Raw genomic sequence first — 22,916 nt, 5'->3', positions numbered from 1 at the left:
GCGCCGGACCTCCGCCTCAGGACGGAAAATCGGCCGCCTTCACATGAATACGATCCGCATGCAGGGACCAGTGATGTAACGCCTGGTCCTTGCAGAATTTCAGCTTGGCCTGCTCGGTCGCTTCGCGTTCACAGGAAGCGTCGATTTCCAGGGTTCCCTGGCAGACCTCACTCTGCCGGCCGTACTCACCGAGCACGTCCTTCATGAACCTGACGACATAGCGTGACATGGGACCTCCTGCTGCCCCGGCAGCACTCTAATCCTAATTACCCCGAAAGGGGTAAGGAGATTTTGAGAAGGATCAAACTGAGGCCGCTTCCCGGACCCAATCCCGATCCGTCAGCCGCCGCGCCTTATCGTCGCGTGACCCCAAACGTCTTCCGGAAGCGCTCGGCGTAATGCGGCCGGGCACGCATCTGGACCTCGTCGGCGGCTACACGCCACAAACCCGCAAGGTTGATGACGAGGCAGCAAAGATATCGCGTGCGTTCGTGGACCGGCGGGAATCCGCCTTTCACGGCGTTGGTGACATCCTGCAACCGATCGCGAGCGGCGCGATCAGCGAGAAAGACGTCCTCGGAGATCTCTGCGATCTCGCCAGCGGTCGCGTGCAAGGACGCACCTCACCGTCCGACATCACCTTCTTCGGAACGCGGGCGGCGGCCATCTCGACCTCATGACTTGCGAGGCCGCGTTCCAGCAGCTCGGCGCAAAGCTGGGGTAGAGGCCCTACCCCGGCGTCGCGCCGGTGGAGGCGGACGAGCGAAGGCTGGCAAGACAGGCCGACATCACCCGTCACGTGTCGATGTCGAGGAGCGACTCTGTCGTTTCCGAGTAGGCCTGAATGACCTTCGCATTGGCAATGAAGCTGTATTTTGCGGTCGTCAACTCGACGAATTCCCCGGCGAGATCGACATTCGGCGCTGCGACCAGACCATCATGGTTTGCGAAGGGAGCGCCTGGGTCGGATTGGGCGGTGAAGCTCGGCGACACCGTCGACACGGTCGCAACCGTACCGCCCGGCATCGAGCCGCTCGATTGGGCGACCTGATCGACTCGCAATGGCACATAAGCCGCGGGAAAAGTCGGAGCAATGCCCGAGCTGCCCGCACCGGCCGACGTGCTCGATCCGCCCGACGCGGGTAACGGGCCGGTCGTGTTAACATTGGCGATGTTGCTCGCGGCCACGCTTACGCGCAAACTCGCCGCAGAAAGTCCGGATGTCGCAATCGAAGGTATGCTCATGAACCCTGATCTACAGGACAAGTCATACGCGTTCATTCACGCCATCGGTAAAATCCGCCGCTTTCTGTTCTCATCCTCGTGACCAACGATCGGAGCGCAATCAGACTTCGCGCGCCCTACCCCGGCGTCACGCCAAAAGCCTGCTTGAAGCGCTCGGCGTAGCGCAGCCAGACCTCGGGGTTGATGATGCGGGGCGGCCGCTTGCCGTCGAGCGCATCGAGGACCTGCTCGGCGGCGATGCGTCCCATGTTCTGGCGGGCCTCCCGGGTCACGCCCGCGGTATGCGGGCTCGCCAGCACGTTGTCGAACTGAAGGAGCGGATGCTCCGGCGGCGGCGGCTCCTTGGACCAGACGTCGAGGCCGGCGCCGGCGATGCGCTGGTCGCGCAGGGCCTGGAGTAGCGCGCCCTCGTCATGGATGAATCCGCGCGCAGTGGTGACGAAATAGGCGTGCGGCTGCATCAGCGAAAATTCGCGGACGCCAATCATGCCGCGGCTCTCCTTGGTCAGCGGACAGGAGATCGAGACGAAGTCGGACCGGCGCAGAAGTTCGTCGAGCTCGACCTTCTCCCCGCCCCGCGCGGCCATCTCGCCTGCAGAAAGATAGGGATCGTAAGCCAGGACCTTCATGCCCAGCAGGGTGTTGCAGAGCGCGGCGATGCGGCGGCCGACATTGCCGAGCCCGACGATGCCGATTGTCTTGCCCCCGACCTCGTTGCCGATGAGATCGTTGCGGTTGACGTCGCGCTCGCGCCGCAGACGGCGATCCGACTGGATGATGCGCTTCGACAGGGTGAGCATCATCGCGAGCGCGTGTTCAGCCACCGAATGGGCGTTGCCGCCGGACTGGTTGACGACAAGCACGCCCGCCGCCGTGCAGGCCTCGACATCGACCGGATCGAAGCCGGCGCCGTTGGAGGAGACGATCAGCAGGTTCGGCGCGCGTTTCAGCAGCCCGGCCTGGGCATGGAAATGGGGAGCGAGCTCGTCGCGCGCGGCGCCGATCTGATAGACATGCGCGGCCTCCAGAATCGGCGCGTAGAATTCTTCCGGGCTTTCATTCTCGATGCGATCGAGCCGGACGTCACTCCGCGCCTTCAGGACGTCGACATAGATCGGATGTGCGAGATATTTGACGTAGAAGACGCGCTTGGTGTTGACAGGCATCGACAGGCTTCCGGCTCCTGAAAAGGAGGCACGCGGGGCCGGCGCCGCTTTGCGCCCGCTCCGGCCATCCTCCCGCAGTTCTCGTTGTGACTGGTTATGACATGGCGGTGCCGGCCACGGCAGCGCACCGGGCGCAGACCACCGTGGCAGCCCGGACATGTTGACAATCCCACCCAGCGCGTCAAGTTCGAGACCAAGGCGCCTATGAAGCGGCACCACGCATAGACCAAAAAGATGTCGCGGAAGGGAGGACGAGATGACGATCGTGGAGCAGCAGACCCCGCCCCAGATGTCTCCCACCGAACCAAGCTGGCACAGTATCGTGCTGCAAACCCTGAAGCGGAACGAGGTCAGCCTGGTGCCTTACGTGCCCGATCGGGTGCTGACGCCGCTGATCAAGGCCCTGCACGCCGACCCCTTCTTCACGACCTTTGCGACCGCGCGCGAGGAGGAAGCCGTCGGCATCGTCTCCGGCGCCTGGATGGGCGGACGACGGGGCGCCGTACTGATGCAGACCTCGGGCTTTGCCACGCTGGCCAATGTGCTGGCCTCGCTTGCGGTGCCCTATCAGATCCCGCTGATCATGTTCGTGTCCGAGCGCGGCACGCTCGGCGAGTTCAACTACGGCCAGGCGCTGGTCTGCCGCACCATGCGCCCGGTGCTGGACTCGCTCGCGCTCGAGCATCACACCATTACCCGGCTCGACGAGCTCGAGTTCATCGCCGACCGCTCGATCAAGCAGGCCGTCACCACACAGGCGCCGGTGGCGCTGATCCTCAATCCGCTGCTCACCGGCGGCAAGGTCTTTGACAAGTGAGCGCCGCGATGAACAGCAGCACCAGCAACACCAAGGTGATGAACCGCTTCGACGTCACCTCGCGCCTGATCGCAAGGCTCAACAACGAGGAGGCCGTGATAGGCGGCATCGGCAACACCAATTTCGATCTCTGGGCCGCCGGGCACCGCCCGCAAAACTTCTACATGCTGGGCAGCATGGGACTCGCTTTCCCGATCGCGCTCGGGGTCGCGCTGGCGCAGCCCGACCGCCGCGTCATTGCTCTGGAGGGCGACGGCTCGCTGTTGATGCAGCTCGGCGCCCTGTCGACGATCGCGACCTTGAGGCCGAAGAATCTCACCATGATCGTGATGGACAACGGCATCTACCAGATCACCGGTGCGCAGCCGACGCCGGCCGCAGGCGTGGCCGATGTCGTGGCAATCGCGACCGGTTCGGGTCTCGCCAACAGCGCCTGGGCCGCGGACGAGGAGGATTTCGAGCGGCTGGTCGAGGGTTCGCTGACGGCCACGGAACCGAGCCTCATTGCGGTGCGCATCGACGACAAGCCCGGCGTCGGCACCACGCGCCGCGATCCCGTACAAATCCGCGAGCGCTTCATGCACGGCCTCGGCGTACGGCAGCCACTCTGAATACGTGCAGGCCCCGCGAAACAATCTCCCGCGGGGCCTCAGCCTCTGGTTACGCTGATCAGTCGATGATCCTGATGACCTTGCGGGTCCGCGGCTCGACGATGACGCGGCGATCGTTGACGACCGCATAGTCGTATTCCCTGTAATTCGGCACCGGGTGCAACACCACGGTCGGCGGCAGCGGCTCACCGACCACCACGCGCTCATGCACCACGACGGACGGCTCGGAGCGAGGCACCGCACCGATCACCGCGTTCGGAATTTCGAGGCCGGCGCCAACGGCCGCGCCGACGGTGCCGCCCACCATCGCGCCCACCGGACCACCAATCACGCCCCCGGCCCGCGCGCCGTTCGCGGCGCCCTCGGCTGTGGTCGACTGGGCAAAGGCTGCGCTGGACGCCAGCAGCGAAGCGGCAGCCAACGAAATCGCAAGACGGGTCTTCATGTCCTCTCTCCAGATTGTTTGTTCGTGCACGATCAACCGCTGGGTCCCGGTGATAGTTCCGAGTTCCCAAGCGGCGGCAACGAGCCTCAATCCGAAGGAGTGTTACTGCGTAACAGTTTTACGCAGTGGCGATCTCGTGACCCGCCATCAACTCGAGTGCACGCACCATCGCCGAATGATCCCACGCCTTGCCACCGTGCGCGGTGCAGGCCGAGAACAATTGCTGCGCCACTGCCGTGCTCGGCAGCGAGAGCCCGAGCGCTCGCGCGCCATCGAGTGCGAGGTTGAGATCCTTCTGGTGCAGCTCGATACGGAAGCCCGGATCGAAATTGCGCTTCACCATGCGCTCGCCATGAACCTCGAGGTCCGCGACGAGGCGAAGCCGCCCATCAGCGCCTGCCGCACCAGCGCAGGATCGGCGCCGGCCTTCGAGGCGAACAGCAGGGCCTCGCTCACCGCCTCGATCGTCAGCGCGACGATGATCTGGTTCGCAACCTTCGTGGTCTGGCCGTCGCCATTGGCGCCGACGCGGGTGACGTTCTTGCCCATCTTGTCGAAGACGCTCTTCATGGTGTTGAAGGCGCGCTCCGGACCGCCGATCATGATGGTGAGGCTCGCCGCCTTGGCGCCGACCTCGCCGCCCGACACCGGCGCGTCGAGATAATCGGCGCCGAGCGCCTCGATCCTTTTGGCAAACTCCTTCGTTGCCAGCGGCGAGATCGAGCTCATGTCGACCACAATCTTGCCCTTGGAGATGCCGCTCGCGACGCCGTCCTTGCCGAACAGCACGGCCTCCACATGCGGCGTATCCGGCACCATGATGATGACGGCATCCGCCTCCTCCGCGACCTCCTTCGCCGATTTGCAGGCGACGCCGCCAGCGGCGATCAGCTCCGGCGCAATCGGTGCGACGTCGTGCAGGAAGAGACGATGGCCCGCCGCAAGGAGATGGCCGGCCATCGGCCGTCCCATGGTGCCAAGTCCGATAAAGCCGATGTCGATCATGGTGTGACTTTCTCTCAGTTGCGTTTGCGAAATTTCATCCGCGCGCTCGGTGCACCTCTCCCGCCTGCGGGAGAGGTCGGCGCGCAGCGCCGGGTGAGGGCTCTTTCCGTGTTGGGATTCCTTCCGCACATCTCAACGAATCTTATCGTGGAGACACCCTCACCCCAGCCCTCTCCCGCAAGCGGGAGAGGGAGCGCATCGTCGCTGTGGCTACGTTCTAGGTCTCGAAAGTTTGCGCCGCGTGCCAGGAAAGGCCTTCCAGCGTCGTGGTGCGCGGCTTGTATTCGCAGCCGATCCAGCCGCGAAAGCCGATCGCGTCGAGATGGCGGAACAGGAAGGGATAGTTGATCTCGCCCGTGCCCGGCTCGTGGCGGCCGGGATTGTCGGCAAGCTGGATATGCGAGATGCGGTCGAGATATTTCTGCATGGTGCGGGCGAGGTCGCCCTCCATGATCTGCATGTGATAGATGTCGTACTGGATGAACAGGTTGCCCGAACGCACCTCGGAGATGAGCTGTACTGCCTGCTCGGTGCCGTTGAGGAAGAAGCCGGGAATGTCGAGGGTGTTGATAGGTTCGATCAGCAGCTCGATATTCTCACGCGCCAACGCCGCGGCAGCGAAACGCAGGTTTCCGACCAGCGTCTCGTTCAACTCGCGCGGATCGGCATCCGCCGGCGCAATGCCGACGAGGCAGTTGAGCCGGTCGCAGTCGAGCGCCTTGGCAAAGTCGATGGCGCGGAACACGCCGTCGCGGAATTCGGCGACGCGATCGGGAAGGATCGCGATGCCGCGTTCGCCGCCCGCCCAATTTCCGGCAGGCAGATTGTGCAGCACCTGGGTTAGTCCGTGAGCCTCGAGCTGCTCGCGCAGTAGCGCCTTGTCGAAATCGTAGGGGAAGAGATATTCGACCCCGCTGAAGCCTGCCGCTTTTGCCGCGGCAAAGCGGTCGACAAACGGCATCTCGTTGAAGAGCATGGTGAGATTGGCGGCAAATTTCGGCACGATGCTGTCCTCCCTATTCCGCCGGCTGCAGCACGCCCGGGCGCGTGATCTCGACCTCGTCGAGCGGCAGATCAAGCACTTCCTCGAACTCGACGATATTGTCGATCTCGGTGCCCATCGCGATGTTGGTGACGCGTTCGAGGATGAACTCGACCACCACGGGGACGCGGTGCTTCGCCATCAACTCGCGCGCGGTCGCGAAGGCGGCCTGCGCGTCCTTCGGATCTGTGACGCGGATCGCCTTGCAGCCAAGGCCTTCAGCGACCGCAACGTGGTCGACGCCGTAGACGCCGAGCTCGGGGGCGTTGATGTTCTCGAAGGAGAGCTGGACGTGATAGTCCATATCGAAGCCGCGCTGCGCCTGGCGGATCAGGCCGAGATAGGAATTGTTCACGACGACGTGGATGTAGGGCAAATTGAACTGCGCGCCGACCGCGAGCTCCTCGATCAGGAACTGGAAGTCGTAGTCGCCCGAGAGCGCGACGATGTCGCGATCCGGACATGCTGCCCTCACGCCGAGCGCGGCCGGCAGTGTCCAGCCGAGCGGCCCCGCCTGCCCCGCATTGATCCAGTTGCGCGGCTTGTAGACGCCCAGAAACTGCGCACCGGCGATCTGCGACAGGCCGATGACGGTGACATAGCAGGTGTCGCGGCCAAAAGCCTTGGTCATCTCCTCGTAGACGCGCTGCGGTTTGATCGGCACGTTATCGAAATGGCTCTTGCGCAGCATCGAACGCTTGCGATCGCGGCAGGTCGCGGGCCACGCCTGGCGCTCGCGCAACCTGCCTGTCCGCCGCCACTCCCTGGCGACGGTGACGAACAACTCCAGCGCGGCCTTCGCATCCGAGACGATGCCGAGATCGGGATTGAAGACGCGCCCGATCTGCGTCGGCTCGATGTCGACATGCACGAATTTGCGGCCCTTGGTGTAGGTCTCGATCGAGCCGGTGTGCCGGTTGGCCCAGCGATTGCCGATGCCAAGCACGAAGTCGGATTCGAGCATGGTGGCATTGCCGTAGCGATGGCTGGTCTGCAGGCCGACCATGCCGGCCATCAGCACGTGATCGTCGGGGATCGCGCCCCACCCCATCAGCGTCGGGACGACAGGCACGTTCACGGTCTCGGCGAATTCGACGAGCAGGTCGGACGCATCGGCGTTGATGATACCGCCACCCGCCACGATCAGCGGCCGTTCGGCGGCGTTGAGCATCTCCAGCGCTTTCTCGACCTGCTTGCGCGTCGCGGTCGGTTTGTAGACCGGCAGCGGCTCATAGGTCTCGTCGTCGAACTCGATCTCGGCGAGCTGCACGTCGAGCGGCATATCGATCAGCACCGGCCCCGGCCGCCCCGAGCGCATCACGTGAAAGGCCTGGCTGAACACCCGCGGCACCAGCGCGGGCTCGCGCACGGTGACTGCCCATTTGGTCACGGGCTTGGCGATGGATTCGATATCGACCGCCTGAAAGTCCTCCTTGTAGAGCCGCGCGCGTGGCGCCTGCCCAGTGATGCAGAGGATCGGAATGGAATCGGCGATCGCCGAATAGAGCCCGGTGATCATGTCGGTGCCGGCCGGTCCCGACGTGCCGATGCAGACGCCGATATTGCCGGCCTTGGCCCGCGTATAGCCTTCCGCCATGTGTGAGGCGCCCTCGACATGGCGCGCCAGGATGTGGCGGATCGAACCCCGCTTCTTCAGCGCCGAATAAAGCGGATTGATCGCGGCCCCGGGAACGCCGAAGGCGGTCGAGATGCCTTCCTTCTCCAGAATTCGCACGGCTGCATCGACGGCTCGCATCTTCGCCATATCGGACCTCGCTCGGTTGCGTCACTTCGAGCGTGATCATCGATCGCAAGAGGCGCCCTCTCAACGAGATCGATTTTATTTTCCACGATGCGGTAGCCGCAAAAAAATCTGCGGCGGTCTCAATCGGTTAGGTCAACAGACGCGTGAAAGCGGCTACTCGAACAAGGGCGCGAGCTCCATCTGCGGCACCAGCACGAGGCCCTTGTCGGTGATGCGAATTTCCGGAATGACGGATAGGGGAATCAAATTGAAGCCCATGTAGGGGATGGTGCAGCCAGCCTCCGCCCATTCTTCCTTCAGGGCCCGCACCTCCTCGGCCACCTCGGGGATCCGCTTGTCCGAGAGCAACCCTGCGATCGGCAGCGGAACCAGCGCCCTCACCTTGCCATCAGCGACTACGCAGACGCCGCCTTGTTGCTGCTTGATGGCTGATATCGCCACCTGCATGTCGGCTTCGTTGGTTCCGGCGACGATGATGTTGTGGCTGTCGTGCCCGACGCTGGAGGCCACCGCGCCGCGCTTGAGGCCAAAGTCCTTCAAGAGGCCAAAGGCGACGTTGCCGGCCGATTTACCGTGGCGCTCGACCACCGACACGAAGCACAGGGCGTGTCGCGCAAACAGCGTCGGCCAATCCTTCGCCGGCTCGATTCTGACCTTCTCGTGGATCAGCGTGATGCCGGGAATCGCGGTCTTGATCGCATTGACGGTGCAAGCCTTCGCCGGAAGCTCCGGCGTCAGCTTGAGCTGTTCCGGCAGCTTCACGGTCGCGTAAGCCGCCTTTGGATATTGATAGCGCTGCGACAGCGCCCGATCGAGGAGCTCTGTGATCTTGCCCTTCTCGACGACCAGCTCGCCGCCATACCAAGTGCATTGCGGCTTCAGATTGTCGTCCATCAGCACGAGATCGGCGCGGCGGCCGCCGCCGAGGCCGCCGATTTCGCCCTCCATGTTGAAGCGCGTCGCGCCATGCAGCGAGCCCATCGACCAGGCCTGCTCCGGTGACAATCCGGCTTTAACCGCCTCGCGCACCACCCAGTCCAGGCCAAACAGGAAGAGATCGTCGGCGTCGCGGTCATCGGTGCATACCGCGGTGCGCTTGTGGGAGGCCCCGAGCTCGGTGATGGTGCGGATCGCCTGCGGCAGCGAGTGCCAGGGCGTGGTCGGAGGCCCGCCGCGCAGGAAGACCCAGACGCCGGCATCAAGGAGATCGTCGGCAATGTCGCGATCAATTGCTTCGTGGGTATCGGTGACGCCGGATGCCGCATACGCCGCGACGAATTCGCGGCCATAGACATGACCGGACACCGGACGCCCGCGCTTGAGCGCGGCGGCCAGAATCGCATGGCTACGCTCGTCGCCCATTGTCACCGGCACGAAATCCATCTTCTCACCGAGCGCCACCGCTTCCGGCCAGCGGTCGAACAGGCCGGCGATCTTGTCGGGAGTGAGATCGCCGCCCGCAGTTTCCAATTCAGCTGATGTTGCCGGCACCGTCGAGGGTACCGTCAGGAAAATCGACAGCGGCGCCTCGCGCGCGTCCTGAAGCATCGCCTCGACGCCGGCGACATCCATGACATTGCCGATCTCATGGCTGTCGCAGAAGATCGTAGTGGTGCCATTGAGCAGCGCCGCTTCCGCATAGGCGCAGGCCGTCACCATCGAGGATTCGATGTGGATATGCGGATCGACGAGGCCCGGCGCGACGATGCCGCCGGCAGCGTCATAGACGGCCACGCCGCTCCAGGCCTTCTTGGCCGTGCCCGCCGGCTTCACCGCCGCGATCCGGCCGCCCGTGATCCAGACCTCGCGGTCCGGGTGGACGCGCTCCGAATAGGTCGACAGCACCCGCGCCCCCGTGATGACGAGGTCAGGCGCAACGCGCCCGGAGGCGACGTCGGCAAGGCGGCGGGTCATGCTGTGCAGAGGCGCGACGGCAAAGCGGGTCAGTTTGGTCATCAGGACTCTCGCGGGGCGTGGTTGGCCAAGCGATGGTTGCGCCCTCGGCCAGAAGGGGCAACTCAAATAAAACGGCACCGCTGCTTACGCGTTGGGCACGCTGCCGGCCAACCGTTCAGGCCTTCTCCGCAGCCGCGGGCACAACGCCGCCAAGCGCCGCGGTGAGTTCCGCTGCCACCTCCCGGACCACGCGGCCGATCTCGGGCAGCCGGCCGTCGGTGATACGGCTGGTCATGCCGGAGACAGAGATCGCGGCGAGTGGCTCGGCGAGCGCATTGTAGACCACAGCCGCCACGCATCTGAGGCCAATCTGCGCCTCCTCATCGTCCACCGCAAAACCTTGCTTGCGGATCGTCGCGAGTTCCCTGAAGAGATCGCTCGGCCGCACGATCGATTTTTCCGTGAGCCTCGGCATGCCGTGATGCCGGATGACCGCGCCGACATCCTCGTCCGAATAGGTCGCCAGCACCGCTTTGCCGACGCCTGAGGTCACCATCGCGACGCGGCCGCCGACCTTGGTCAACGAGCGCATGATCTCGCGGCTCTCCATGCGCGTCAGCACGATGATGAATTCGTCGTCGACGACGGCAAGGTTGGCGGTCTCGCGGGTGAGATCGCGCAGCTTGCGAAGGTAGGGAATGGCCTGCGCCGTGAAATTGCGCCGACGTGCGAAACTCGCGCCAACCGTAAAACTGCGCACGCCGACGTGCCATTTGGATTCGGCGCGATCGAACTGCACGAAGCGGCGGCTTTCCAGCGTCGCGAGCAGGCGATGCACGGTCGAGGCCGACAGCCCGGTGCGGACGGCAAGATCGCGCAAGCGATAGCCTTCGTCGTCCTCGGCCAGCGTCTCGATGATTGACAGCGCGCGGTCGACGGACTGCACGCCGCCGTCGCGCGCATCGCTATCCGCCTCTCGGGGCGGTCTTGGCTCGAGCGATTTGCGTCGGATCACGTTCTTGCTCATCGCGACCTGCCGCCTCTTGGTTCGTCATTCCGGGATGGCCCGAAGGACCAGACCCGGAATCTCGAGATTCCGGGCTCGATCCTTCGCATCGCCCCGGAATGACGCACGTCACTTGCGCTTAGTCAGAATGCCGCTCCGGAAACTTCCGAAGCGGCATCTCTTGTTTCCTCAGCTCAGAGCAGCCCTGCCCCGCGCGCCCACTTGTACTTGGCGCCGAGGACCTCGACCGGCAGTTCGGTCGAATAGGCGTAGGCCGGGATGCCGTGCTGGTAGAGATATTCGGCAGCTTCCTCGACCTCGACGTCGCCGGCGAGCGAGGCGACCATGGGCTTCACAAAACCCTTGGCCTCCATCTCCTTCTTCACCTCGACCATGTTGCGGGCGAACACCATCGGCGGGGTGACGATCGTGTGCCAGTAGCCGAGGATCAGCGCGTGGATACGATCGTCGGAGAGGCCGAGCTTCACCGTATTCACGTAGGTGATCGGCGGCTCGCCGCCGGTGATATCCACAGGATTTCCGGCCGCGCCGAACGGCGGGATGAACTTGCGGAAGGCCGCGTCGAGATCCGGCGGCATCGACATCAGCGACAGGCCGTTGTCGACACACGAATCCGACAGCAGCACGCCAGAGCCACCGGCACCGGTGATGATCAGCACGTTCTCGCCCTTCGGCGTCGGCAGCACCGGCACGCCGCGGGCGAATTCGAGCAACTGCCGCAGGGAGCGCGCGCGGATCACGCCGGACTGCTTGAACACGTCCTCATAGATCCTGTCGTTGCCGGCGAGCGCACCGGTGTGCGAGGACGCCGCCTTCGCGCCGGCCGAGGTGCGGCCGGCCTTGAGCACGACGACCGGCTTCTTCTTGGAGACGCGTTTTGCCGCTTCCGCAAAGGCGCGACCATCCTTGAGGTCTTCGCAGTGCTGCGCGATCAGGTTGGTGTTCGGATCCTGCTCGAAGAAGGCGAGCAGATCATCCTCGTCGATATCGGACTTGTTGCCGAGGCCGACGATCGCCGACACACCCATCTTCGCCGAACGCGAGAAGCCGATGATGGCCATGCCGATGCCGCCCGACTGCGACGACAGCGCCGCATGGCCCTTCACGTCATAGGCCGTGCAGAAGGTCGCGCAGAGATTGGCAGGCGTATAGTAGAAGCCGTAGATGTTCGGCCCCATCAGGCGGATGTCGTACTTCTTGCCGACCTCGACGATCTCGGCCTGGAGCTCGGGCGCGCCGGCCTCCGCAAAGCCGGAGGGAATCAGTACCGCACCCGGGATCTTCTTCTCGCCGCACTCGGTCAAAGCGCCCGCGACGAACTTTGCGGGGATCGCGAAAACCGCAACATCGACCACGCCCGGCACGTCCTTGACGCTCTTGTAGGCCTTGTAGCCGAGGATCTCGGAGGCCTTGGGATGGATTGGAATGATCTCACCCTTGTAGCCGCCGTTGATGAGGTTTTTCATCACGGAGTTGCCGATCTTGCCGTCCTCGGCCGAGGCGCCGATCACGGCGACACCCTTCGGCTGCATGATGCGGTTCATTGCCGCGACGATCTCTTCGGTCGGGCGCGGCTTCGGCTTGGGCTTGTAGGCGAAGTCGACGACGATGCGCACGTCGGCGGCAGTCGCGTCCTTCGGCGTCGCAAACACCGGGTTGAGGTCGAGCTCGACGATCTCGGGGAAGTCCGTGACGAGCTGCGAGACCTTGACGATGACGTCGGCAAGGGCGTTGCGGTTCACCGGCTCGCCGCCGCGAACGCCCTTCAAAATCTCATGCGCCTGGATGCCGTCGAGCATCGACAACGCATCCTCCTTGGTCGCGGGCGCGAGGCGGAAGGTGATGTCCTTCAGGACTTCGACCAGCACGCCGCCGAGGCCGAAGGCGACCAGCTTGCCGAAGGAACCGTCCGTGATCGAGCCGACGATGACCTCAGTGCCGCCGGCCAGCATCTGCTGCACCTGGATGCCTTCGATCTTGGCGTCAGCCTTGTACTTCTTGGCGTTGGAGAGAATGGTCTCGTAGGCCTTCTCGGCATCCTCAGCCGTCTTGAGGCCGACGATGACGCCGCCGGCCTCGGTCTTGTGGAGAATGTCGGGCGAGACGATCTTCATCACGACCGGGAAACCCATGGAGGTCGCCATCTTGCCGGCCTCGCCCGCCGACTTCGCAACCCCTTCCTTCGGCACCGGAATGCCGTAGGCATCGCAGACGAGCTTGCCTTCGGGGGCCGTCAGGCTGGTGCGGTTGTCCGCCTTGACCTGGTCAAGCACCCTGCGGACGGCATCTTTGGAATTCGACATGTGGTTTCTCCCTTGACCTCAGATCTTGCTTTGCAAGGCGCGCGTATTACGGCTGCCCGTGATGCTTGCCATTCGCCGCGCCTTGTTCCATGCGGCGGAACGGAGGGCAGAAAGCCCGAGTTTACTCCGCCGGCTTGGATCAAAAATGGCTGGCGATGGCATTTGGTATGCCAGAAGCCAACTTGTCAAGGCGGGTCCTGAGGCCGAGGGCCGCAAAAAATAGGCAGCTTGACATTCTGGCATGTGGTATGCCAAAAACATTTCGGTAAATATTCCTGTAAAAGACGACTCCCCCTGAGGAGGAGAATCGTCGTGAAGCAAATCAAGGCATCGCCCAACATGGCCGAGGCAGATCTCGCAATCGTCCGTATTGCCCCGGAGAGCAGCTTCAAGAACAAGGCGTATGACGCCTTGAAGGAAGCGATCCTCAAGATGGACATCTATTCGACGCCCGAGCCGGTGATGCTCGACGAGCGCGCGCTGTCCGAACGCCTGGGCGTGAGCCGGACGCCGATCCGCGAAGCGATCGCGATGCTTGAGCAGGACGGCTTCGTGAAGACCGTGCCGCGCCGGGGCATCATGGTGGTGCGCAGGACCAAGAGCGAGATCGTCGACATGATCCGCGCCTGGGCGGCGCTCGAGAGCATGGCGGCGCGCTTGATCACCACCACTGCGCGCAAGAAGGACATTTCGGCGCTGCGCGATTATTTCAAGGACTTCGGAAAGGACCGCCTGCCCGAGGATCACATCGAGGAATATTCGCGCGCCAACATCGCCTTTCACCAGGCGCTGATCTCGCTGTCGGAATCGCCGATCCTCGTCGACCTCACCAACGACCTCCTGCTGCATGTGCGCGGCTACCGGCAACTGACGATCGGACGGAAGGATCGCACTGCGACCTCACTGCCCGAGCATCTCGGGATCATCGAAGCGCTGGAGGCGCGCGACACCGAGCTCGCCGAAAAGCGCGCCCGCGATCACACCCTTGGCCTTGCGGCTTACGTCGAAGCGCATGGCCAGGAACTCTTTACATAGCAACTTCACCAGAAGGGCGAACCATTCGCCCCCAAAGCCTAAACGGCACCTTGAGACCAGGGAGACAAGGCCCATGCTGAATACCGCGACCAAGTCCGAAGCACCGGGCACCGAGCAGGAATTGACGGATGGTTTTCATCTCGTCATCGACGCGCTCAAGCTGAACGGCATCAACACCATTTATAATGTGCCGGGCATCCCGATCACGGATTTGGGCCGCATGGCGCAGGCCGCCGGCATTCGCGTGATCTCCTTCCGTCACGAGCAGAACGCCGGCTACGCGGCGGGCATCGCAGGTTTCCTCACCAAGAAGCCCGGCGTCTGCCTCACCGTTTCGGCCCCCGGCTTCCTCAACGGCCTTACCGCGCTGGCCCACGCCACCACCAACTGCTACCCGATGATCCTGATCTCGGGCTCCTCCGAGCGCGAGATCGTCGACCTCCAGCAGGGCGACTATGAGGAGATGGATCAGCTCGCGGTCGCAAAGCCGCTGTGTAAAGCGGCCTATCGCGTGCTGCACGCCCAGGACATCGGCATTGGTCTGGCCCGCGCGATCCGCGCCGCGGTCTCGGGTCGTCCCGGCGGCGTCTATCTCGATTTGCCGGCAAAGCTGTTCGGCCAGGTGATGAACGCCGATGCCGGCCAGAAGTCGCTCGTGAAGGTGATCGATGCTGCGCCCGCGCAGATCCCCTCGCCTGCTTCAGTGAAGCGCGCACTTGATGTTTTGAAGAGCGCAAAGCGCCCGCTTATCATCCTCGGCAAGGGCGCGGCCTACGCGCAGGCCGACGAAGAGATCAAGAGCTTCGTCGAGAAGAGCGGTGTGCCCTTCCTGCCGATGAGCATGGCCAAGGGCCTTCTCCCCGACACGCATCCGCAGTGCGCCGGCGCCGCCCGCTCGACCGTGCTGAAAGAGTCCGACGTCGTTCTGCTGATCGGCGCGCGGCTCAACTGGCTGCTCTCGCACGGCAAGGGCAAGAGCTGGGGCGAAGCACCCAAGAAATTCATCCAGGTCGACATCGAGCCGAAGGAGATGGACTCCAACGTCGAGATCGTCGCGCCCGTCGTCGGCGACATCGGCTCCGTCGTCTCCGCCTTCAACCAGGCGATGGGCGCGGGCTGGACCGCCCCGCCGGCCGAATGGACCAAGGCTGTTTCGACCAAGCGTGAAGAGAACGTCGCCAAGATGGCGCCGAAGCTCATGAACAACAAGTCGCCGATGGACTATCACGGTGCGCTCGGCGTGCTGAAGAACGTCATCAAGGAGCATCCCGACGCGATCCTCGTCAACGAAGGCGCCAACACACTCGACCTCGCCCGCGGCGTCATCGACATGTACAAGCCGCGCAAGCGTCTCGACGTCGGCACCTGGGGCGTGATGGGCATCGGCATGGGCCAGGCGATTGCGGCTGCGCTCGAGACCGGCAACCCCGTGCTCGCGGTGGAAGGCGACAGCGCCTTCGGCTTCTCCGGCATGGAGGTCGAGACCATCTGTCGCTACAATTTGCCGATCTGCGTCGTCATCTTCAACAATGACGGCATCTATCGCGGCACCGACGTCAACAGCGCCAACTCGGATCCCGCGACCACCGTGTTCGTCAAGGGCGCGCGCTACGACAAGATGATGGAAGCCTTCGGCGGCGTCGGCGTGAACGCCACCTCGCCGGACGAATTGAAGCGCGCCGTCAACGAGGCGATCAGCTCGGGCAAGCCGACGCTGATCAACGCGGTGATCGATCCGGCGGCGGGCTCGGAGAGCGGCCGCATCGGCAATCTCAATCCGCAGAGCGTTCTGCAGAAGAAGAAGTAAGCTACCCCTTCAACCCATTATTCCCTGCGGGTGCAGGGGCAGACAGAGTACGGAGCAAACACGATGACCAAGGCGCTCACGGGCGTTCGCATTCTCGACTTCACCCACGTCCAGTCGGGGCCGACCTGCACGCAATTGCTGGCATGGTTCGGCGCCGACGTGATCAAGGTGGAGCGTCCCGGTGTCGGCGACATCACCCGCGGCCAGCTGCAGGACATCCCGAACGTGGACAGCCTGTATTTCACCATGCTGAACCACAACAAGCGCTCGATCACGCTCGACACCAAGAACCCCAAGGGCAAGGAGGTTCTCACCGAGCTGATCAGGAAGTGCGATGTGCTGGTCGAGAACTTCGGCCCCGGCGTGCTCGACCGCATGGGCTTCCCCTGGGAGAAGATCCAGGCGATCAACCCCAAGATGATCGTCGCCTCGATCAAGGGCTTTGGTCCCGGGCCATACGAGGACTGCAAGGTCTATGAGAACGTCGCGCAGTGCACCGGCGGCGCCGCCTCCACCACCGGCTTCCGCGATGGCCTGCCGCTTGTCACCGGCGCGCAGATCGGCGACACCGGCACCGGCCTGCACCTCGCGCTCGGCATCGTCACCGCGCTCTATCAGCGCACGCATTCGGGCAAGGGCCAGCGCGTCACGGCTGCGATGCAGGACGGCGTGCTCAACCTCGCGCGCGTCAAGCTGCGCGACCAGCAGCGCCTCGCCCATGGTCCGCTGAAGGAGTACAGCCAGTTCGGCGAAGGCATTCCGTTCGGCGATGCCGTGCCGCGCGCCGGCAACGACTCCGGCGGAGGCCAGCCCGGCCGCATCCTGAAGTGCAAGGGCTGGGAGACCGACCCGAACGCCTACATCTACTTCATCACCCAGGCCCAGGTCTGGGAGAAGATCTGCGACGTGATCGGCGAGCCGACCTGGAAGACCGATCCGAACTACGCAAAGCCCCCCGCCCGCTTGCCGCGGCTCAACGAGATCTTCGCCCGCATCGAGCAGTGGACGATGACGAAGACGAAGTTCGAGGCGATGGAGATCCTCAACAAGGACGACATCCCCTGCGGTCCTATCCTCTCGATGAAGGAGATCGCGGAAGACCAGTCGCTGCGCGCGACCGGCACCGTGGTCGAAGTCGACCACCCCACCCGCGGCAAGTACATCTCGGTCGGCAACCCGATCAAGCTGTCGGACTCACCGAGCGACGTGCAGCGCTCCCCGCTGCTCGGCGAGCACACCGACGAGATCCTGCGCTCCGTGCTCGGCTTCTCGGATCACCAGGTCGCCGACATCCACAAGTCCGGCGCGCTCGATCCGCCGCAGAAGCAGGCCGCTGAGTAAGCGGGACTACTTCGACCCGAGACGAAGGGCCGCCTGTTCAGGCGGCCTTTTTTGCGTGCCCTCTCTCTCGCTCGCGCGGCTTCCACCAAAAGCTGAAAAACAACCCCATGCAAAGTAGCTGAGGATCGTCAGCACATGGATTTCTGCTTTTACGAACTCATTTGACACGTCGGGCAAATCAGTGGCAAAAGTCCACCATCGCAGAGTCCTCCACATCCCTATCGGACCGACATCCGCGGAAGCGCGGACGTCGCTTATGGTCCGAGTTGGGCCGTAACCGGACACATGCATTGCGCGAAAGGTGCCCTTTCCTCTCGGGCATACCGCGATCACTCCGCCTGCACCTGCACCGGCGCGCCCGGGCCGTCGACCATACCGGGCGCAATCACCAGATAGCGGCGCTGGACCTTGTCATCACCGCGCACGAGCTGCCGGATAGGTCCGATCGCAGTGACGACCGCCGCGCCCGCCGGATTGGTCATGAAGCCCTGCAGAGGCTGCAGTGCGCCGCCGCCCGACGCCTCGCTCGCCAGCGCCAGCACGTAGGGCTTGCCCGGTTCGAGCCCGGTGACCGAAGCCTCGAGCACTTGCACCAGGCCTTGGTCGGAGAGCGAGACGCTGGTGGGCGCCTGGTCCGCTTTCTGCCCGAGCGGCGCGAGCCGCAGTTGCGTCGACATCCCGGCTACGCCGAGTGGCTGCAGGTTCTCCGTTCCCGCGCGATCAGGGACCGCAGGCATCATCGTCATCGCGGCGTTGCCGTTCACGGCCATCACCGAGCTGGCATCGGGCACGTAGACCACCGCCTGCGCTGCCTGTCCGATCGGGCTCGTCGCGATCACCTTGTTCGTCAGCGTATCGATCGCGGCGATGCGGTCCTCGTTCTCGAGGCCGACATACACCCGCGTGCCGTCACCGGACGGCCAGATGCCATGGGGCAGCTTGCCGACCGGAATGGTAGCCACCTTCGAGAAGTCGTTGGTGCGATAAACCTGGACCTCGTTGAGGCCGCCGATCGTGACATAGGCGAACATGCCGTTGGCGTTGCGCACGATGTTGACGTGGTTTGTGATCGGCCCGGTGTCGATCGTCTTCAAGAGCGCGAATGGCGGCTGGGCATCGAACACCTGAACCTTGCCGGTGTCTTTCAACGTGAACCAAACCTGGGCACCATCCGGCGTGGCTGCAATGTTCGGACAAAACGGACTCGCCTGCGGGACCTTGCCGACGATCTTGTGGTCGGCGACGGTGATAACTGCGGTTTCGGGCGTGAACGACGAGCAGACATAGCCGTACTTCCCGTCCGGCGAAAAGATCGTCATGCCCGGTCCGTTTGCCACAAGGATCCGCGTCCTTTCCTGGTAGGTCGTGCCGTCGAGTACGGCGACATAATTCTCGCCCCGCACCACCACCCAGACTTCATTGCCGTCCGGCGTGAAGAACGCCTCGTGCGGCGAGCGCCCGACGTAGGTGACGCGCTTGACGGTGTTGGTTGCGGTATCGATGAAATTCACGGCGTTCGAGCCGATTGCGACCACGGCAAGGGTGCGATGATCGGGCGAAAAACCCAAGCCGTGCACCAGCAACTGGCCGCGATAGAGCGGGCTGAAGCTCGTCGGCAGCGGATCGCCGAGCCGGATAACGCCGAGCAGCTTGTTGTCGACGGGATCAGTGACCGAGACTGTGTTCGAAAACTGCTCGGCAGCGTAGACGCGATCGCGGTGGCTGATCGGGATGTCGGGATTGGAGGCAGCGCCCGGGACTTGTCCGGCACCGGCATATCGCGCTCCCACGAGAACGATCGATACCAGGAGGGCCCCCAGATAAGCGGCGCGTTTCATGTCACGGCTCCACGGCTCGATCGACAGCGAGGCGCATCACCGCGATCTCCTGTTGCTGGGTCACGATGATCTCCTGGGCCAACCGCCTGATCTGCGGATTGCGGCCGTGGCGAAGCACGGCAAGCGCCATGTCGATCGCACCCTGATGATGAGGCACCATCATCGCCACAAAATCGGCATCAACGTCACCGGTCGGCTTCACCGCCATATCGCTCATCATTCTTTTCATGGCGGTGACGTTCTCGGCCAGGAAGGGAGCTTCTGCACCAACATCGGAGGTGGGCCTCGCGCAAATCTCCGGATGTGACGTCGGAATCGATTGGGCGGACGCAAAGAAGATGGTTCCAACGGCGCACACGACCGCCAGCGTGGTCACCGTAAGCATGGCCGAACCGCGAGTGAGCGAATTCATCCCGATCTCCCGATCATGTTCATTTTCCAGATCGTCGCCGCGCTCAAGGTTGGCTCAGTGGCCTTTCGGCAAAAACGTCCTTTAGTCACGTTGACGCCATGTAGAGTTAGGGTCGAACCGCCGGCGATGCGACCGAGCAGCCAGTGCACCGGGCGCATCGGATCAGCTCTAGCGCGTCATGCGTTACACGACCGGGATCGCTGCAGCGCCTGGCCAGATGCAAAAAAGTCGGCGAGGAAGCTTCACTGCACCCCTCCCTGCAACACCAAAGCTAGTTCAATTCCTCGGCCGCAGGGGTCACGATTTCGTTTATGGCCTCGGACGGATCGAGGCCTCAGTTGGCGCCGGAATCGCCTTGGAGAATTGCGGGAATGAGTAGTTGTTGCCCATTGCTCGTATGCGTGAAAACACGTCGTCGGTCCGAAGGATATTCGATAGATCGCCTCTCCCGACGAGTAACCGATGAAATCTATCTCTCGATGATTGGGGGACGGAAGCTTCTCGCGCCGCCCTTCCCTTTTTGACGATTCGAAGCAGCGTCGTTCGAAATCACGTCAAGAAATGCCTTCTCCGCGCGGCTGACGTATCGCTCCTTGTGTCGAAGGGCGACGAAGCGGCGATGCAGAAGAGGAAATTTGACGGGAACGAGGTTGCCTGCCTTGATCGAATTCGCAACCACCAATCTGGATATCACGGTGACCCCGGCGCCAGCCTCGGCTGCGGCGCGAACGGCTTCATTCGATGGGAGCACCAGCGCTACGTTGAGATCCTTGCTCGTTAAACCAAGGCTGGGCAGCGCACCCTCGAAGACCGATCGCGTACCTGAGCCTGGCTCGCGCAACACCCAAGGTCCGCGCTTCACTTCCTGCGCCGATCGCGGCGTTCTTGCTGCCCAGGGATGGGTTAGCGGCGCAACAAGGATGAGTTCGTCTTCCGCAACGGGAGCCATGACGAGGGTTGGATCATCTATTGCCGCTTCGACCAAGCCGAGATCGGCGCTGCCTTCGCGAACCATGGCTGCGACATTTTCCGAGTTGCCAATCGTCGTGCTGACGATGACGCCAGGATATCGCAACCGGTAGCTCTGGATCGCCACAGGCAGCCAATAGTTCGCCACGGTTTGACTCGCAGCCAGCGCCAACGAGCCTTGTGTGAGGTCGGCAAGGTCGGTCAACACCTTCGCGGCGGCGGACGCACGGGCGAGCACCGCCTTTGCTTCCTTCAGGAATAGCCGCCCGGCCTCGGTCAGCGCAATCCTACGACCGATCCGGTCGAACAGCTTGGTCGCGTAACGCTCTTCGAGCGCGGCGACTGCGGCGCTCGTCGCCGATTGGGTCAGATTAAGCTGTCGCGCGCCTCGCGTGACGTGCTCGCATTCTGCCACGGCAACAAAAATACGAAGCTGCTCAAGGGTCATGCCTGCGATCCTGTTCCATCACCCAAACCACTGCTCTTTCCGAACAAGCGCGATCTCGCGATCGAGAACAATCCGTCGCTTTCGGCGGTGGCACTCTCGCCCGGTGGCGTCGCTGCGTCGGAAAGTTTAATCGATTTTATCGATTGAAATAGCATAAATTATTCGTTGGATCGATCACTAGTCGTGCGCCATCTTCGCTCGCATCGGAGCCGGACGAAGGGACCCCTCGTCCAGGTCGGACCAACAACCAACGAGATCGACCAATGGATACAACCAAGAAGGCAGAAGAGATCAACCAGCCGCGCCGGCGCTTCTTTGGTACTGCGGCTCTGACGATCGCTGCCGCTCAGTTGTCCTTGAACAGCTTTGCCGAGGCGCAACCAAGCCAAGCGGAGCAGGCAGGTGCGCGCTCTATCAAAACGGGGACCAACACGTCGTTTGGCCCTCTGAAGCAGATCGACGCTGGCCTTCTGAATGTCGGATACGCAGAAGCTGGTCCCGCCGACGGTCCAGCGGTCATTCTTCTGCATGGCTGGCCCTACGACATTCACAGCTTTGTAGATGTCGCACCATTGCTGGCGCAGGCCGGCAAGCGCGTGATTGTCCCCTATCTGCGCGGCTATGGCACGACGCGCTTTCTTTCCAGCGAAACGTTCCGGAACGGCCAGCAAGCGGCGGTCGCGACGGACATCATCGCTCTCTTGGACGCGCTCAAGATCGAGAAGGCGACCCTCGCCGGATTTGATTGGGGAGCGCGGACTGCCAACATCATCGGGGCGCTGTGGCCGGAGCGCTGCAAGGCCATGATCTCCGTGAGTGGTTATCTGATCGGCACTCCGAACATGGTGCCGTTGCCGCCAAAGGCTGAACTCGCCTGGTGGTACCAATATTACTTTGCCACAGAAAATGGCCGGGCCGGCTACGACAAATACCGGCACGATTTTGCGAAGCTCATCTGGCGGCTCGCTTCGCCGAAATGGGACTTCGACGATCCTATATTCGATCGCAGCGCAGCGTCCCTGGATAATCCGGATCAAGTCGCCATCGCAGTCCACAATTATCGCTGGCGACTCGGCCTCGCCAAGGGCGAGCCCCAATACGACGATCTGGACAAGCGACTTGCGGAATCTCCCGTCATCACGGTGCCTACCATCACGATGGAAGGTGACGCCAATGGTGCGCCACATCCGGAACCGAGTTCCTACGCCAGGAAGTTTTCGGGCAAGTACCAGCACCGGACGATCAAGGGCGGCATCGGACACAATCTGCCGCAGGAAGCACCGCAGGCCTTTGCCAAGGCAATCATCGAGGTTGCCAAGATTTGATCGACGCAAGAGTGGACCTGCGGAGCGGTCATATTCGTCCCGCAGGGCATCGCCCCGAGCACGGTGAGCGGGGTCCATTCATTGAGTGGTGCAGCGAAGGTTCACCAATTCGTTCGTCACATGACCCAACAAATGGAGAATCGGAATGACCGTCGAAAAATCACGACGCCCTGTTCTCGTCTTCGCAACGATGGCGCTCGGCGTTGCGCTTGCCTCTTCCCCTGCTCTTGCAGCTCACCCAATGCATGCCGCGGCCGAGTCCCTGGTGCGCCCGCACGCGCAGGTTTACGAAATGAACCGCATGTCCGCGCCGCGCGCCGTTAGGCCGCAGCCTCAAAATCATATCGATGATCCATGGGCAGACCTGTGGTTGGGATGACGATGGTTCACGCTGGTCCGTCCAGATGGCGCGAGAGTGC

General features: G+C 63.2%; 21 protein-coding genes and 2 pseudogenes. 10 read left to right on the top strand and 13 right to left on the bottom strand.

Annotated features, from left to right (window positions below; genetic code table 11):
• Positions 1-16: 16 nt before the first annotated feature.
• Complete coding sequence (locus Q2941_RS00345; protein ID WP_027521204.1) at positions 17-229, bottom strand: hypothetical protein; 213 nt, start codon at positions 227-229, stop codon at positions 17-19.
• Positions 230-398: 169 nt separating this feature from the next.
• On the opposite strand from Q2941_RS00345, the gene Q2941_RS00340 reads away from it, so the two are divergent.
• Positions 399-680, top strand: coding sequence for a hypothetical protein (locus Q2941_RS00340; protein ID WP_027521205.1), 282 nt, complete (start codon positions 399-401; stop codon positions 678-680).
• 115 nt (positions 681-795) lie between these two features.
• Here the strand turns inward: Q2941_RS00340 and Q2941_RS00335 are convergent, their stop codons facing one another.
• Entirely contained in the window at positions 796-1,200 is a 405-nt protein-coding gene (locus Q2941_RS00335; protein WP_245287950.1) for a flagellar basal body rod protein FlgC, read from the bottom strand.
• Between Q2941_RS00335 and Q2941_RS00330 the strand changes: the two genes are divergently transcribed.
• Positions 1,094-1,327: a hypothetical protein gene (locus tag Q2941_RS00330; protein WP_245287953.1), complete on the top strand. Its 234-nt coding sequence runs from the start codon at positions 1,094-1,096 to the stop codon at positions 1,325-1,327. The genes Q2941_RS00335 and Q2941_RS00330 overlap by 107 nt on opposite strands.
• Positions 1,328-1,361: 34 nt before the next feature.
• On the opposite strand, the gene Q2941_RS00325 is transcribed toward Q2941_RS00330, so the two are convergent.
• Positions 1,362-2,411 carry a hydroxyacid dehydrogenase gene (locus Q2941_RS00325; protein ID WP_458191193.1) on the bottom strand — a complete coding sequence of 350 codons (1,050 nt, stop codon included), beginning with the start codon at positions 2,409-2,411 and terminating at the stop codon, positions 1,362-1,364.
• 256 nt (positions 2,412-2,667) lie between these two features.
• Between Q2941_RS00325 and Q2941_RS00320 the strand changes: the two genes are divergently transcribed.
• Together Q2941_RS00320 and Q2941_RS00315 are read left to right on the top strand one after the other, a co-directional pair.
• Positions 2,668-3,228 (top strand): thiamine pyrophosphate-binding protein, encoded by a 561-nt coding sequence (locus Q2941_RS00320; protein ID WP_027521208.1) that lies wholly within the window; start codon positions 2,668-2,670, stop codon positions 3,226-3,228.
• Positions 3,229-3,236: 8 nt separating this feature from the next.
• The gene (locus Q2941_RS00315; RefSeq protein ID WP_027521209.1) at positions 3,237-3,839 is read left to right on the top strand and encodes a thiamine pyrophosphate-dependent enzyme; all 603 of its coding nucleotides are present in this window, start codon (positions 3,237-3,239) and stop codon (positions 3,837-3,839) included.
• A gap of 58 nt (positions 3,840-3,897) precedes the next feature.
• Here the strand turns inward: Q2941_RS00315 and Q2941_RS00310 are convergent, their stop codons facing one another.
• The 7 genes and pseudogenes from Q2941_RS00310 to Q2941_RS00280 all read right to left on the bottom strand — a co-directional run bounded on the left by Q2941_RS00310 (position 3,898) and on the right by Q2941_RS00280 (position 13,322).
• Positions 3,898-4,284, bottom strand: coding sequence for a DUF1236 domain-containing protein (locus Q2941_RS00310; protein WP_027521210.1), 387 nt, complete (start codon positions 4,282-4,284; stop codon positions 3,898-3,900).
• 118 nt (positions 4,285-4,402) lie between these two features.
• Positions 4,403-5,289 (bottom strand): annotated as a pseudogene (locus tag Q2941_RS00305) (2-hydroxy-3-oxopropionate reductase).
• A gap of 217 nt (positions 5,290-5,506) precedes the next feature.
• A complete protein-coding gene (gene hyi / locus Q2941_RS00300) occupies positions 5,507-6,292 on the bottom strand; it encodes a hydroxypyruvate isomerase (protein WP_027521212.1) in 786 nt (261 codons plus the stop codon).
• A 13-nt stretch (positions 6,293-6,305) separates the two neighbouring features.
• Positions 6,306-8,096 (bottom strand): glyoxylate carboligase, encoded by a 1,791-nt coding sequence (gcl, locus tag Q2941_RS00295; protein ID WP_027521213.1) that lies wholly within the window; start codon positions 8,094-8,096, stop codon positions 6,306-6,308.
• Positions 8,097-8,249: 153 nt separating this feature from the next.
• A complete protein-coding gene (locus tag Q2941_RS00290; RefSeq protein ID WP_458191190.1) occupies positions 8,250-10,052 on the bottom strand; it encodes an adenine deaminase in 1,803 nt (600 codons plus the stop codon).
• A gap of 115 nt (positions 10,053-10,167) precedes the next feature.
• Complete coding sequence (locus tag Q2941_RS00285; protein WP_458191188.1) at positions 10,168-11,019, bottom strand: IclR family transcriptional regulator; 852 nt, start codon at positions 11,017-11,019, stop codon at positions 10,168-10,170.
• Positions 11,020-11,192: 173 nt separating this feature from the next.
• A complete protein-coding gene (locus Q2941_RS00280) occupies positions 11,193-13,322 on the bottom strand; it encodes an acetate--CoA ligase family protein (RefSeq protein WP_458191186.1) in 2,130 nt (709 codons plus the stop codon).
• Between the two features lie 339 nt (positions 13,323-13,661).
• On the opposite strand from Q2941_RS00280, the gene Q2941_RS00275 reads away from it, so the two are divergent.
• The 3 genes from Q2941_RS00275 (at position 13,662) to frc (ending at position 17,505) form a co-directional block, all read left to right on the top strand.
• Positions 13,662-14,357 carry a GntR family transcriptional regulator gene (locus Q2941_RS00275; RefSeq protein ID WP_051389613.1) on the top strand — a complete coding sequence of 232 codons (696 nt, stop codon included), beginning with the start codon at positions 13,662-13,664 and terminating at the stop codon, positions 14,355-14,357.
• Positions 14,358-14,430: 73 nt separating this feature from the next.
• Positions 14,431-16,164 carry an oxalyl-CoA decarboxylase gene (gene oxc, locus Q2941_RS00270; protein ID WP_458191184.1) on the top strand — a complete coding sequence of 578 codons (1,734 nt, stop codon included), beginning with the start codon at positions 14,431-14,433 and terminating at the stop codon, positions 16,162-16,164.
• Between the two features lie 63 nt (positions 16,165-16,227).
• Positions 16,228-17,505: a formyl-CoA transferase gene (frc, locus tag Q2941_RS00265; RefSeq protein WP_458191182.1), complete on the top strand. Its 1,278-nt coding sequence runs from the start codon at positions 16,228-16,230 to the stop codon at positions 17,503-17,505.
• Between the two features lie 329 nt (positions 17,506-17,834).
• On the opposite strand, the gene Q2941_RS00260 is transcribed toward frc, so the two are convergent.
• From Q2941_RS00260 to Q2941_RS00250, 3 genes and pseudogenes are all read right to left on the bottom strand, one after another.
• Entirely contained in the window at positions 17,835-19,343 is a 1,509-nt protein-coding gene (locus Q2941_RS00260; RefSeq protein ID WP_458191180.1) for a YncE family protein, read from the bottom strand.
• 4 nt (positions 19,344-19,347) lie between these two features.
• A pseudogene (locus Q2941_RS00255) lies at positions 19,348-19,755 on the bottom strand (DUF305 domain-containing protein); the annotation flags it as partial.
• A gap of 469 nt (positions 19,756-20,224) precedes the next feature.
• Positions 20,225-21,172: a LysR family transcriptional regulator gene (locus tag Q2941_RS00250; RefSeq protein WP_479684028.1), complete on the bottom strand. Its 948-nt coding sequence runs from the start codon at positions 21,170-21,172 to the stop codon at positions 20,225-20,227.
• On the opposite strand from Q2941_RS00250, the gene Q2941_RS00240 reads away from it, so the two are divergent.
• From Q2941_RS00240 to Q2941_RS00230, 3 genes are all read left to right on the top strand, one after another.
• On the top strand, positions 21,122-21,319 hold the full coding sequence (locus Q2941_RS00240; RefSeq protein ID WP_458191326.1) for a hypothetical protein: 198 nt from the start codon (positions 21,122-21,124) through the stop codon (positions 21,317-21,319). The two genes, Q2941_RS00250 and Q2941_RS00240, sit on opposite strands and share 51 nt — an antisense overlap.
• 116 nt (positions 21,320-21,435) lie before the next feature.
• The gene (locus Q2941_RS00235) at positions 21,436-22,497 is read left to right on the top strand and encodes an alpha/beta fold hydrolase (protein ID WP_458191178.1); all 1,062 of its coding nucleotides are present in this window, start codon (positions 21,436-21,438) and stop codon (positions 22,495-22,497) included.
• Between the two features lie 145 nt (positions 22,498-22,642).
• Complete coding sequence (locus Q2941_RS00230) at positions 22,643-22,876, top strand: hypothetical protein (RefSeq protein WP_458191176.1); 234 nt, start codon at positions 22,643-22,645, stop codon at positions 22,874-22,876.
• Positions 22,877-22,916: the final 40 nt, after the last annotated feature.

It is taken from the genome of Bradyrhizobium sp. UFLA05-153, from assembly GCF_054185185.1.
This window is presented reverse-complemented; position numbering and strand designations above follow the sequence as displayed.